At 48.0% G+C, this 14,115-nt stretch carries 9 protein-coding genes; 3 read left to right on the top strand and 6 right to left on the bottom strand.

Annotation, left to right across the window (positions count from 1 at the left end):
• Position 1 precedes the first annotated feature (1 nt).
• The 3 genes from G9F50_RS05215 to G9F50_RS05205 all read right to left on the bottom strand — a co-directional run bounded on the left by G9F50_RS05215 (position 2) and on the right by G9F50_RS05205 (position 1,710).
• Positions 2-454, bottom strand: a complete 453-nt coding sequence (locus G9F50_RS05215) for an OsmC family protein (protein ID WP_014305039.1) — start codon at positions 452-454, stop codon at positions 2-4.
• A 59-nt stretch (positions 455-513) separates the two neighbouring features.
• Positions 514-1,221 carry a poly-gamma-glutamate hydrolase family protein gene (locus G9F50_RS05210; RefSeq protein WP_007410381.1) on the bottom strand — a complete coding sequence of 236 codons (708 nt, stop codon included), beginning with the start codon at positions 1,219-1,221 and terminating at the stop codon, positions 514-516.
• A 255-nt stretch (positions 1,222-1,476) separates the two neighbouring features.
• On the bottom strand, positions 1,477-1,710 hold the full coding sequence (locus G9F50_RS05205; RefSeq protein ID WP_060561662.1) for a hypothetical protein: 234 nt from the start codon (positions 1,708-1,710) through the stop codon (positions 1,477-1,479).
• 178 nt (positions 1,711-1,888) lie between these two features.
• Here G9F50_RS05205 and aprX point away from each other — a divergent pair, with 178 nt between their 5' ends.
• Positions 1,889-3,217 (top strand): serine protease AprX, encoded by a 1,329-nt coding sequence (gene aprX / locus G9F50_RS05200; RefSeq protein WP_060561663.1) that lies wholly within the window; start codon positions 1,889-1,891, stop codon positions 3,215-3,217.
• Between the two features lie 193 nt (positions 3,218-3,410).
• Positions 3,411-3,734: a protein YmzB gene (gene ymzB, locus G9F50_RS05195; protein WP_165417695.1), complete on the top strand. Its 324-nt coding sequence runs from the start codon at positions 3,411-3,413 to the stop codon at positions 3,732-3,734.
• Positions 3,735-3,767: 33 nt separating this feature from the next.
• Here ymzB and G9F50_RS05190 read toward each other — a convergent pair whose 3' ends face one another.
• Both G9F50_RS05190 and G9F50_RS05185 read right to left on the bottom strand, forming a co-directional pair.
• Positions 3,768-4,523, bottom strand: coding sequence for a YoaK family protein (locus G9F50_RS05190; protein ID WP_060561664.1), 756 nt, complete (start codon positions 4,521-4,523; stop codon positions 3,768-3,770).
• A gap of 59 nt (positions 4,524-4,582) precedes the next feature.
• Positions 4,583-5,017: a NucA/NucB deoxyribonuclease domain-containing protein gene (locus G9F50_RS05185; RefSeq protein WP_007611576.1), complete on the bottom strand. Its 435-nt coding sequence runs from the start codon at positions 5,015-5,017 to the stop codon at positions 4,583-4,585.
• A 288-nt stretch (positions 5,018-5,305) separates the two neighbouring features.
• Between G9F50_RS05185 and G9F50_RS05180 the strand changes: the two genes are divergently transcribed.
• On the top strand, positions 5,306-6,517 hold the full coding sequence (locus tag G9F50_RS05180) for a cytochrome P450 family protein (protein ID WP_060561839.1): 1,212 nt from the start codon (positions 5,306-5,308) through the stop codon (positions 6,515-6,517).
• 136 nt (positions 6,518-6,653) lie between these two features.
• Here G9F50_RS05180 and G9F50_RS05175 read toward each other — a convergent pair whose 3' ends face one another.
• Complete coding sequence (locus G9F50_RS05175) at positions 6,654-14,111, bottom strand: beta-ketoacyl synthase N-terminal-like domain-containing protein (RefSeq protein WP_165417694.1); 7,458 nt, start codon at positions 14,109-14,111, stop codon at positions 6,654-6,656.
• Positions 14,112-14,115 lie beyond the last annotated feature (4 nt).

The following is a 14,115-nucleotide window of genomic DNA, read 5'->3' as shown; positions in this document are numbered from 1 at the left end:
GTCAAGCGCGGGCAGCTTTTACTTCAACCTCAAGCTCCATCTCCACGTTTCCTTGGACCGCTCGTGAAATCATACATGAGGACTCCGCTTTTTGCGCTAACTTCCTGGCGAGCGTAAAATCCGTTTCGGCTGCATCCGGCTTTAATAATATAAACGGGCGGTGAATGATTTTCTGGTACGTGAACACACCGTTCGTGACGTCTACAATTCCTTCAGATTCCATATGTAGATCTTCTTTATCCAGGCCGCTTCTTTCCATCATCGCCGCAAGCGTTATAATATAACAGGTCGCGGCCGCTCCAAGCAGCATTTCATCAGGATTTGTGCCTTCTCCGGGTCCGTCCATTTCCTTAGGAATGGACACAGCCGTCTCCAGCCGGCCGCTTTTAATATCGCCGACGTCGTTGCGATTTCCGGGCCAATTTGCTTTTAAATAAAAGTGATGTTTTGCCAAGGGACAAACCTCCTTTTTTTCAGTTTACTCATCTTTCACTGGTTTGTCTTTTTTTAAGCTCACGAATACTCTTGATTGATCACTCTTTTTATCGTACGGACAAACCGGTAAAATTCCTCCGTTTTTGTGAATTCCCTTTCGCGGTAATCAAAATTATCAAAAAACGCTTCCCGCTGTTCTCTGCTGATCTCAAGCTGTATGCTCAGCCCGGTTTGCGCCTGGTTATTGATATTTTCGGTGTCAACCCCGGCCAGACCGGTTTTTGAGGTTGCCAATTCTGCAGAAAATCCGTTTCGTTCGAGAGCTCTCACCAATTTTTTCGCCCGCTTCCGGTCGCTTCCTCCGACAAGAGTATTTTTCTCGTCGCCTTTATAACCGTGAACTGCGATAACATAATGGTGCTGCTTAATGCTTTCGACTGCTGAAGGCTCATCGAACCTGGTGCTCGTAATATGAAGAGTCTGGTTATCATGCGTTTTTAATCCCTCAAACAGATAGGTTGAATAATCATCTCTGAAAGAGCGGACGATCTCGCTCACCCCGCCCTCAATTCTCCCTCCGTGCGGCGACATGATCAATACGGGACTCCCCTTTCGCTTATTGTACGATATATGATAATCATCGGGGTCTTCATGTTCAGCCAAATCTTTAAAATCTGTGTATGTATCAGAAGAATTCGAGGGATCAGGGTCTGACGCATAATGAGCACATCTTATTAGTAAGACCATTGCTACGATAATGATGACATTAAGTAAAATTCTTTTCATCAGCTCTCCTTCTTTGCTCCTTTCTGAAAAATGACATGTTCATTATATGGATTTTTGTCAATAGGTCTTATCTTAACATTCTATTAACATTATCATCAGTGAAAAACTTCCCGGTTTCGAAAAATCAATGGATTGTCACGGTTCAAGCGCTCAAATGCCGGGCATCAGTGAAAAAAGGTTGAGAGAGGGCAAAAAAAAAGGGAGGAACGCCCGAATTTTCAGGGGCGGGAGATTCACGGCCGGAAACGGACGGCATCAAGAATACGCTTTTAAAAATGAATATCCGCCTCCCGAAGCAAATGCACAGGACAGAATGGAGCCCGTCAAAAAAGTTCTCATCTGCCTTTTTGTACAGCAAAATGCCGTTACAGCCCGCTCATCCCCTTTTTTTATCATGATGGTCCGTTTTGAAATGGAACCGTCTTTTTTCATATATATAATATCAATCTGAAGCTGTTTTTCCAAGGAATGTCTCAATATGATGTTCATGTATATACCTCCTTCCGCCGGCTTCATTATAAACGAACAAACGTTCCGTTTCAACTCGATTTCTTCTCCTGAAAAAGCCGCAAGTAACCAGCGCTCCTGAAGGACAAACAAACTGACCGAACATACGGCCTGTTCATATGGTATAGAGAGAATCGCCAGAATGGGAGGAAAAGTATATATGTTTGGTTACTCAATGGTACAAATGGTGCGGTCAAATGCTCATAAGCTGGACTGGCCGCTCAGAGAAAACGTATTACAGTTATATAAACCTTTCAAATGGACACCTTGCTTTTTGCACAAGTTTTTCGAAAAAAAGGTGAAAAACAGAAAGAAAATGTCAGTCATCATTGAATTTGAAGAGGGCTGCCATGAATCCGGTTTTCACAGCACAGGACAGGTCTTATCAAAAGAAAAACGCTGCACCATAAAAAAGCAGTTTCAAACAATCAATTGCTGCAGCGCCGAAGTCACTCCGTCCGCCCTTCACATGCTTCTTTCGCAATGCCGGGATATCCGTAAAATCTATTTAAACCGTGAAGTAAAAGCGCTCCTTGATACGGCAGCTGAATCGTCTCATGCAAAAGAAATGACCCGTAACGGCACCGTATTAACAGGAAAAGGCGTAACCGTCGCCGTTATTGATACCGGAATCTATCAGCATCCCGATTTAGAAGGCAGAGTTATCGGATTTGCGGACTTTGTCAACCAAAAGACAGAACCGTATGATGACAACGGACACGGCACCCATTGCGCCGGTGATATCGCAAGCAGCGGCGCTTCATCTTCCGGTAAATATCAGGGGCCGGCGCCGGAAGCCGATCTGATCGGAGTCAAGGTATTAAACAAATCAGGATCAGGAACCTTGGCTGATATCATTGAAGGTGTGGAATGGTGCATACATTATAATAAAGAACACACAAAGAATCCGATCAGAATCATCAGCATGTCACTGGGCGGAGATGCGCTCAGATATGATAAAGAAACGGACGACCCGCTCGTCAAGGCCGTTGAAGAGGCATGGAATGAAGGAATCGTCGTCTGCGTCGCCGCGGGCAACTCCGGTCCGGAAGCTCAAACGATTTCAAGCCCCGGTGTCAGCGAGAAGGTCATCACGGTAGGCGCCTATGATGACAATGATACGGCCAGCAATGAGGACGATACGGTCGCTTCTTTCTCAAGCCGCGGCCCGACGGTGTACGGAAAAGAGAAGCCTGACATTCTTGCGCCCGGGGTCGATATCGTATCTCTCCGTTCTCCGCGTTCATACCTTGACAAATTACAGAAATCAAACCGTGTAGGCTCCTTGTATTTCAGTCTGTCGGGCACGTCCATGGCCACTCCGATCTGTGCGGGCATTGCTGCCTTAATTCTTCAGCAGAACCCGCAGCTTTCGCCTGACGAAGTGAAAACACTGATCAAACAAAGTCCGGATCAATGGACAAATGAAAATCCGAACATTTACGGAGCGGGCGCAGTTAACGCTGAAAACGCCGTGCCGAAAGAGTAACCTTTTTATCATGAGAACGGGGTCGTCTAAACCTGCAGATGACTCCGTTTTTCAGGTGAACAGATGAAACATTTATAATGAAGGAACTCGGAATGCTTCAGAACCGGCTGTCAGAAAAAAAGATCAATGCAAGGCAGTGTATTTCTAAAAAAAATAGGGAATAAGTATGGTGTAGATAAAAGGAGGAATCACAATGGCACTTACAAACACCGAATTGTCTGAATGGCTGCAAAAACAGATCGGACAAACGCTTGATATCAGAAAAGGAGAGCTGACAGACAGCCGAAACGAGATTTCTGATATGGACCAGATCATGCTTCACCTTGATGATGTTCTCGTCCGCCGGACAAACCATCCCGATGACTATGTAGCGGACGAGGAAGGAAATGTCCCGCTTCCCCAAGATGCGTATGAAATCCCTCTGCTCGGCGACATCACCATCCAAAAGGAGCAAGACGGATTAAAGGTACATACAGATCGGGCCGTTTATACAATCGGGACCCGGAAAGAGCAATAAAAAGAAAAAACGCCCTGAATAAGCGGCGTTTTTTTATTGGTTTTTTTCTTCAGAATATCCGTGGAACATCGTGAATGCGCAAAGCATAATGCCTAAAATAATGATAATCGGAAGCCAGATCACGGCAAACTTATAATCCGGTTCGGCAAAAGCGCCTATGACCGCCCCAAAGCAATACAGAACCAAGGCAAGCGCGCGCAATACAGCATCTCTCGTAAACTGCTTCCGCTTGTCTGCTTTGTAAAACCTTGCGGTGAGATCTTCAAAAAAATTAGCGAGCGTTCCCGTTAATACGGTCGTGGAAATCCCCGCTACACCAAGTTTTCTCGCGGCTGTCGTCTGCATTCCCATTGCGAAGCTGAGCAGCATAATCAGCACATAAACAGAAATGGCATCTGCAAAAAAGCAGGAGAACAAAGCAAACAGCAGCAAAACAGCTCCTTCAATAGCTAAAGCGGCAGTTACCGCAGGGGGCCAGAATGATTTCTTTTTATTGCCTACAAGCAGGGCCGCGGCAATAACGCCGGCAATAAATCCGATTAACGAGGTTAACGATTTGAGTACGGCAAGGTGCCACGAGTTGCCGATCGCCAGGCCGAACAGAACGATGTTCCCCGTCATATTGGCGGTAAAGATATGTCCCAGGCTTAAATAACCGATCACATCCACAATTCCCGCTGTTAAACAAAGAAGTAAAAGTGCAATATTTCGGTATGTAGTCACTGTCAATGTGATCCAATCCTTTCTCATGCTGATTCCAAATAATAAGTTTACTCTTTGCCATTTCATATGTCCAGCCGGCGTGCCGCTTTTTCAGAGCATAAAAAAACTCCGGCGAACCGGAGAAGCTACTGAACGATAAATAATACTCTCGTGCCGTCGGAATATCCGCTCATTTGATTTCCAACCCATGAACCAGCCCCGCGGTTATCCGACGGGGTTACATATCTGATATCAGCGCCCGCTCCGCCTTCTGTGCAGACTGCCATGGGCCATTCATCACGGTCAAACCCGGGCTTTGTCGGAATTCCTTTCAATGATTCTTTCCTTCTATTCTCCGCTCCGCCCCGATCAATTGTACAAATCTCAGAATGACCTGCCGAAATGGCGTCTTTTATATGATTTCCCGTCTCCGGATATTTTGACAGCGGGAAATACAGCACCTGATCGTATCGGGATGCGGCACGAGCAGCACTGTCCGAATGGATGCCGGCGCCCGTAAGGCCGAACTGAAGAGAGATCACCAAAAGCAGACTTGCCGCCCATTTCATAAACGCATTCATTCACATCCTCCTTAAGAAGTTGATATGAAGCGTAAATATGTATATTAGCAGGATTTAACACACATGATGAAATGGCAAAAAAAGTTTGCTGTTTTGTTGATAATCAACGAAAATGGCGGCTTTACGATTTGTCTATTGAACCGGCTACTGTTTCCTTATATATTTTAGACATACTTATGAGCCGTTGTGATCAGTGTCTTCGGCAGATAAAAGGAGGAATGCCGTCCGGTCGGCAGGCACCGGCTGTTTGTTATGTCTTTTCAAAAACATGAAGGCGGGGAAATCCAGATGGAAAAAACAATGTTTCACCCACACTCACCCGAGTTTCACGAAAACCCTTTTGCGGTTTTAAGCAGATTCAGAGAGCAGGACCCCATACATAAATTCGAACTGCAGCGTTTCGGAGGCACCTTTCCGGCTTGGCTCATCACGCGTTATGATGATTGTATGGCGTTTTTAAAAGACGGCAGAATTACGAGAGATGTAAAACGAGTCATGCCGAAGGAGCTGATCGCGAAGCTGAATGTCAGTGAAGATATCGATTTTGTCTCAGAGCATATGCTGGCAAAAGACCCCCCGGATCATTCACGACTTCGATCTTTGGTGCATCAGGGGTTCACTCCCCGGATGATTGAGCAGCTTCGCACCGGGATAGAGCAGATCACAGAAGAGCTGCTGGATGAAATGGAAACAAAAGCAGACCCTGATATCATGAGAGATTTCGCCGCACCGCTTCCGTTTATCGTCATTTCCGAGCTGCTCGGAATTCCGAAAGAGGACCGCGCCAAATTTCAAGTGTGGACAAACGCAATGGTCGACACGTCAGAAAGCGGACAAGATGCGACCAACCAGGCTCTCAAAGAATTTAAACAATATATGAAAACACTGATCGAAGAAAAAAGAAAACATCCGGGTGAAGACTTGACGAGCAAGCTTATTTACGCTGAAGAGGATGGCCAAAAGCTGAGTGAATCAGAGCTGTATTCCATGCTGTTTTTGTTAGTCGTTGCCGGGCTTGAAACAACGGTTAACCTTCTCGGCTCCGGCACCCTGGCGCTTCTTCTGCACAAAGACCAGATGGAGAAGATAAAGCGGCAGCCGGAAAATATCCAGACGGCGGTCGAAGAGCTTTTGCGTTATACCTCTCCCGTCATCATGATGGCGAATCGATGGGCGATTGAAGATTTCACTTATAAAGATGTTTCTATTAAAAAAGGCGATATGATATTTATCGGCATCGGTTCAGCCAATCGGGACCCGGAATATTTCGATGATCCTGATACATTAAATATAGCGAGAACACCGAACCGTCATATCTCTTTTGGATTCGGCATTCATTTTTGTCTCGGGGCTCCGCTCGCCCGGATGGAAGCATCCATTGCCTTTAGCACGCTTTTAAAACGGTTTCCGAATATAGATCTGAAAGGCGCGCCCGAGGATGTAACATGGAGAAAAAATGTGTTTTTGAGAGGGCTTGAAACATTGCCTGTCAGATTTTAATATCACCCCCCTGTTTATCGGGGGTTTTTTTAATGTCTTATAAACAGAAATCAATATGACAATGAAAATTTAGTACATAGTAAATTTAGTTCTACATAGATAAAAAAAGCGGCCGGATTACTCCGGCCGTTCTCTATTACCGTTTTACCAACTCATTTGTTTCGTCCAGCTTTTTTTTGAAAGATTTAAGGAAATTTGCGCTTATCGTTCCTTTGTTTGCGTACAGTTTTTCGCAGAATGCCTTAATGGCGTTTTGCGGCTTCGGTTCCGACAGCATTGTGACATGATTGGAAGAGTGAACGTCCAGCAGGTGAAACTGTTTCATCTGGCGTTCCCATTCTTTCCAATACGCATCATGGTCTAACGGAATTTGTTCTTCCTCTGCCGTCAGATAACGTTCAAGATCTCCAAGGAACAAACCGCTTTTATTACGGAAGTAGTAGCATTGCAGCGCTTCCGGATGAGGCAGCGGCTTCATGTCATACTCTTCCATTCCGTAAGCGAGCTGCGTCTTCATCATTTGCTCCAGCTGCATCCGGATTGCTTCTTCGGATTTTGGCAGACCGCGCTTTTTGGCAAGGCCGATCAATTCTTTCAATACTTCTTCTTCCTCAGCCTGGACGGTAATGTCTTCTCTGCTGATTAATGCCTCTTCAAGGTTTTCAGGCTTAAGATATGCTGTAAGCATCGTATTGATCGTTTGCAGCATGACTGACTTAACAGATGGTTTTCTTTCTCTCCATTTTTCACTGTACGGGGTGTCGATCATGACGGCGCTTTTTACCGTATGACCTTCCTCCTGCAAGAGGCGCGCGGTTTCATATGCAAGCATTCCGCCCAAGGAATATCCGCCGAGGTCATAAGGGCCTTTCGGCTGTACCGCTTGGATGATTCTCTTATAAGAAGCGGCCGTCTCATCGATTCCTTGCAGCGGCTCTTTCCCTGTCAAACCTCTTGCCTGGATGCCGTAAAAAGGTCGCTGACTCTTTTTGGCAAATGGCTGGTATGCTTCCACGCCTCCCGTTCCGCCGTGAAACCAAAAAACAGGACGGCCTTTTTCTCTTTCATTCAGCTTGACGAGTTCGGGAAAATTCCGGCCCGTCTCCTGCGGTTGGTTCGTTTTTAACAGCATGCCGATCTCCTGAAGAGTGCTGCATTTCTGAAGAGCCTCCAGACTGATGCGGCTGTCTCCGTCCTCAAGTTTCTTCAACAGCTGAATAGAGGAGATTGAATCGAAGCCGTATTCAGTCAGCGGCTTATTTTGATCAATTTCCGCTGCCTTCATCCCCAAAATGTCTGCCACAATGTCAGCCGCGCTCCCGCAGCGGATCTGAGGATTCTGTGAAACCGGTGCAAGGCTGATGTCTTCTGGCTGACCGCCGTTCCAATACTTGTGGTTTTCAAAAGGATATGTCGGAAGCGGCACTCTTTGAACAGATTTGCCTTGGTGGAGTCTGTCCCACGGTATATCCGCACCTTTCACCCAGCAAAATGCAAGTTTTTCGAGATTGTTTTCAGCCAACAGCGTCTCCGTGACGACTGTACCGAGAGTCCCTTCCAGTAAAACGCCGATATCTCCTGATCCAGTCTGCTGACTGCCTGTAAAGAAGCTTTTCATTCCATTGCTTTCTTCGGAAAATGCTCTGTACTCTTTCAGTTTTTCCAGCAATTCATCTTGATTGCGGGCAACGAGTGCCAGGCGGCAGTTCATCGCCTCACGGCCGATCTGAAGCGTATAAGCAATATCCCGCAATGACGGAGCATCTCCAGTTTGCACAAAATCAGCCAGTTGACTTGCGGCCGCCTTAAGACGCCCTTCGCTCTTAGCAGAGAGCACGATAAGCTGCGGTTCATGCACAGATTCTTTGTCTTTATGGCTCGGGCTGTACTGTTCCAAAACGACATGCGCATTCATGCCGCCGAAGCCATAGCTGTTAATTGCGGCCCGGCGCGGGATCGGTCTGCCCGTATGGTCGGTGAGCTGTGTCCATTCCTGATTGTCTTCGGTGAAACGGAAGCGGCTTTTCTGAATGGCCATTTGCTCATTTGCAGCTGTAAATCCGGGAATGCCCGGGATGGTATGATGCTTCATGGCCATCGCCACTTTTATAAGGGCGGCCAGTCCGGAAGCGAGTTCGCCGTGCCCGATGCAAGGTTTCACGGTGCTGATATAACAAGGCGCGCTTTCCTCTTGATTTGCAGACTCGCCGTAACCCGCTTTGATTGCATTAAACTCCAGCGCATCTGCCATTTCGGAGGCAATGCCGTGCGCTTCAATATAAGTGACGGTTTGCGGATCAACATCGGTGTCTTCGTACGCTTTTTTCATCGCGGCCTTCATTCCCGCCGGATTCGGTGCGTGAAGCGACATGCCTTTACCGCCGTGAGACACTCCTGTTCCTTTAATGACCATGTGAATATGATCGCCGTCTTCAATTGCCGCCTCAACCGGTTTGATGATGATAACGCCCGCCCCTTCGCTTCTGACAAAGCCATCGGCATCTTTTTGGAACGATTTCGCCCGGCCGTTTTTGCTTAAATACCCCATTGAATCAAAACCGATAAAGCCCTTCGGCGACTGCAGAATATTGGCGGCGCCCACGACAGCCTGCTCACATTCGTTATGACGGATTGATTGAACCGCCCTGTGCAATGCCACCAGGGTTGACGTGCAGGCAGCCTCGTAATATTCACTCGGTCCTTGTAAATTCAAAGCATATGATATTCTGTTCGGAATGATGGACGGAATGGCTGTTCCATTGTTCGGATCGCTGTTGCCCGCGGCAACGAAAACGCCTGTCGGTCTGCTTGATAATGCCTTATTTGTCAGGCCCGCATCCTCCATTGCCTTCCATGTATGCATAAAAAGCAGAAATTGCTCCGGCCCCATTTGTGATGCCTCTTTAGGGGAAATTTCGAAAAAGAGCGGGTCAAATTCGCCGACACCGTCAATAAAACCGCCCCATCTGAGACTCGTGTCATTCTCATCACCGGCGTAACGGCGCCAGTCCCAGCGGTCCGCCGGAATTTCGGTAATACAGTGATCCCCGTTTACGATGTGCTCCCAAAAAGACTGGATATCCGGGGATTGCGGAAACTGAGCTGACATACCGATAATCGCGATTCCTTGCTTGATATCGGCGTTATCACAAGGCGTATGCTGTTTCTTCGGTAAAGTGCGCTCTTCTGTTTCCGTGACCCTGACCTCTTCTGAATACTTATGATCGGCAAGCAATTGAGAAAACTTGCTCTCATATGCTGACACGAAGTGGCGGGTCAGCTCCTCCGCAGTCGGATACTCGAAAAACAATGTTGGATTCACATCGATATCCGCCTCTTGGCCGATCTCTTTTGTCAGCCCGATCAGGCTCGCTGAATCAAGTCCCAATTCCATGATATTCGCGTCAGAACGAAGAGATGGCGCGGGTTCATCCATCATCTTGGCGAGCTTGCCAAGGACGTAGCTGCGGATATCATCTGTCAGACTGCCGGCAGAAATCGGTGCTCCCGCATTCTTCACAGCCGTTCGGGCCGGCTGATTTATCTGTTCGGTTTTCGGGCGGAACCGTTTCAGGGCATAGCCTTCAAAACGCATCACCACTTCCGATCGGCTGCTGATGACATCTGCGTTAATCAGAATCATTTCCCCCGTTTGTTTGGCCAGCTTGATGTGCAGCCAGCAATCGGTAAGATCTTCCGGGCTGCTGAAGGTGACGGAATTAATGCCGAACGGCAGATAGCTTTCCGCCTCCGTTTGATCCAATAAAGAAAGCGAGGCCAAGTAAGCACTGTTGGCGATGAACGGATTTACGGCATAATGATGCGCTTGTTGTGAGTCGCTATTGTTCAGGTTCACTTTCGCTAAAACGGCATCAGAGCCTTTGTACAGGCGGGTGATCGTTTTAAATTCTTCTCCCCACACGACGGTTCCCGTTCCGTCTCCGTATAACTCATCTATCCGGCCCACTTCCCGGTAAGAGCGCTGAATGGCCGCCAGATTCGCGTGCTGCTTTTGAAACGGATACGGGCTGCACTCGGCATACGCCGCTATGCTCCAATCAGGAGACGTGCGGCTGCGGTGCATTATGCTCAGTTCAAATCCATCCCCGTTTTGTTTCGATTCTGTTTTCATCTCGATGCGATCGCCTTTTTTTACGGTAATGGGGCTGACGTAATTCAGTTTTTTAATTTGTCCTCCTTCCGCATCAGGAAAAAGATCACAAAAATGATCGACTGCCAGACTGTTATATGTAGCGCCGACGAGTACCGGTTCTCCGCTGAATTGATGCCCTTTCACGTATGGGTCGTCATCACTGTATACCGCCTGAACGCCGGCAGCGTTTTCTGATTCACCGAATTGAAAAGAAGTCCCGTGGTCAAAAGCGTAGGCCGGCAGATGAACGGCGTGCTCTTGCTGCAACTGATCAAACGCGATATTCTCTCCTTTTTCCCATTGCCGCGCACGCCGGCCAATATCAGATTCAGAGAAATTGAGATTCCGCTGATCCATGCGGTAAGCGGCCAGCTTTTCCAGCAGTTCCTGAACGGAAGCAGCCGTAAATGCCGCCCGATACTCCGAATGATGCGTTCTTTTTTGCAGCGCGGATGCGATGGCGGCCGGATGAAGAGATGGCGTCTTTTCTAAAAAGGCCGCCAGTCTGTCAAGATAGGCTTCAAAACTCCATTTTGTTTTCGCTGACACAGGGAAAATATATTCCTCATCGCCGTGACGGGCCTGATCGGAATTCGGGCTGATATATTCTTCTACGATGAGATTTGCATATGCCCCGCCTGCCCCGAAGGAATTAATCATGCTTCTCCGCGGGATGATGTCCCCCGTTTCGGCATCCCTCATACGCTCCCAATACTCGGTTTTTTCCTGCAGGTGAAAAGCCGTTTGTTCAAGGTTGATATTCGGATTTTGCGGTTTTGCGTTAATCGTCGGGACTAATGTTTCCCGCTCCATTTGCAGCAGCACTTTCGCGAGCTGGGACATGCCGGAAGCCGCCTCTAAATGGCCGAGATTTGACTTGACGGATCCAAGCGCGCAAAAACGTTTTTTATCAGTATATTGCGCGAACGCATTTGTCAGGGCAATGACCTCAATCGGATCTCCCAATACAGAGCCGTTTGCCGCTGATTCAACATAACTGATTGTTTCCGGATTGATTCCGGCCTTGTCGATGGAAGCCGCCATGAGCTTCGCCTGCTGTTTCGGATCCGGAGCCGTGTACATCTGCCTTCCGCCGCTATGGCACAACGCGCTGCTTTTAATGACCCCGTATATATGGTCTTTGTCGGCAAGCGCTTTGGAGAGCGGCTTCAAGAGCACTGCCCCGACTCCTTCTCCCGGCATCAGGCCCGTGCCGGTTCCGAAGCTTTTGCTTTCACTTCCCTGTTCAAGCAAATTCGCCCGTTCGAGCGCATCATATTTAGACGGTTCAAGCGTGAGATTGACCCCTCCGGCAATCGCCATGGAACAGCTGTTAAGCTTCAGGCTTTCACAGGCGAGATGAATGGCGCTCAGTGAGCTGGAGCATGCGGTCGTAACGCCCATGCTCGGGCCCGTTAAATTGAAAAAGTGGGAAATGCGGTTGGCGATATGCCAATCCCCTCCGTTAGAGCTGAGCGCAGCTTTTTCCAATGACGGGATATTCCAGAAATATTGATTGTACATACTGCCCATAAATACACCGATGCCGCTGTCTGATTCCTGCCATTCGTTTACTCTTTCTAACGAGTAACCGCCATTTTCAAATGTTTCCCATACGGTTTCTAAGCTTAGACGGAGCTCAGGCGTCATCTCCATCACATGGTCTTCCCGGATGTCAAACAAGTGATGGTCAAAAGCTTCAATATGCTGCAGAAATCCGCCGTACCGTGTTTTGCGTTCTTCTTTTCGTGTTTCTTTTGCCATTGTTTTCAGAAGACCGGATTTCCATCTGTTTTCCGGAGCTTTCGTAATACAGCTGTCTCCGGCTTTTAAATGCTCCCACAGCTCATCGAGGGTTTCAGACTCGGGATAGCGGCCGCTGATGCCGATAATGGCAATGTCGTCACGATCAGAACGATTAACGGTGACGGTTTCTGTTTCCGGCTTTGGCGCTTTTGGCTCTTTTTGTTCAGTGATAAACCGCCGCGTTTCCGTGACAAGCGGCGCCGGTTCATTCATTGCAGGTTCCGGATGCTCCGTTTCAGGAGGCGCTTGTTCGGCTCCGAATGCCTGTTGCAGCTTATCCGGGTAAGTTTCCAGCAAATACTCGGCAAGTTCTTTCGTATTCGTGTGTTCAAATAAGACCGTTTTCGGCAGCTCGCCCGTCAATGTTTCCAGTTCGCGGATAAAATTCACCTGCAAAATGGAGTCGATGCCGTATTTTTCAAAGCTGGTTTCCGGCTGAATGCGCTCGGGAGCAAGCTTTATGGACTTGGCTAACGTTTCTTTTATGAATTGCACAGTCCGGTCTGTGACTGAGAAAGACGGTTCTGTGACATCAGCCGGCTCTTTGGAAGCCGCAGTTTCTTCAACCGCCTGCGCGTCCGGCTGCTTTTGTCTGATGACACCGTCGCTTTCTGCCGCCACGATCTGCTGGCCGAGGTGATGTGACGATTCCGCCATAAATGTAACGTACCGATATCCCTCGCTTTCCAGCGCAGACTGCCACGCTTCAGGATACAGCCCCGGGCATCCGGGAATACGCAGTTTGGCGTCTTCATACAGCCACCAGCCTTCCAAAAGACCGAATGTCAGATGAGAATAAACCGAATGGCTGCTGATCTCATTTAATAGCAAAATCCCATTCTTTTTAAGCACCGCTTTGGCATTGCGAAGTGTCCGCCGAATATTTTTTGTCGCGTGAAGCACATTTGCCGCAATGACCGCGTCATATGCGCCCGCCTCTATACCCTGCAAAGCCGGGGGCTCTTCCACATTAAACCGCTTATAAGTCAAATACGGATTGTCGGGACCGTATTCTTTTTCAGCATGCATGAAAAAGGCCTTTGACAGATCGGTGTAGCAATATTCTTTCACATGAGGTTTGACCTCTTTTAATCTTTTGAAAACGGCCGCGCTCGTCCCGCCCGTCCCCGCTCCGATCTCTAATATCCGGATTTCCGCGTTCGGGTCTTCTTTCAGGCGTTCTTCAATAAAAGCCGTCAATGTGTCAGCGAGCACCTCATTAAAGTAGTCTGCCGTTTCATTGTTTTTATAGATTCCTTCAACCAATTCCATTGAGGAATCAGGAAACAGAACATCAGTGGCAGAAACTCTGCCGGATAAAATATCCGGCAAAGCTCTGAGAGCGGTCTCCACTAAGGTGATCATCGCCTGTTTGCTGCTGTCCTTGAGCAAAGGAGCTTTCTTTTCATCCCATTCTTGCCACAGAACGTCCGCACGCTCTATCGGACCCGTTAACACATACGTACTGCCAGACTGTTTCAAAAAGCCTTTTTGCACCAAGATGGAGATGCTTTCTTCCAGCCACCTGCCGTAAAACCCCTGCATGACAGGCTGCGTTTCGTTTTCCGTAAAAAATCCGACAGATTTCAGCTGGCCTGCCAATAGTTTGTAAAGAAGATCTTCAGTGTTTTGCAAAGCC

Origin of the sequence: Bacillus sp. EKM206B (assembly GCF_011066015.1) — a bacterium.
Lineage (GTDB): Bacteria > Bacillota > Bacilli > Bacillales > Bacillaceae > Bacillus > Bacillus velezensis.
The sequence above is the reverse complement of the archived record's forward strand: the minus strand, read 5'-3'. Positions and strand labels throughout refer to the sequence as shown.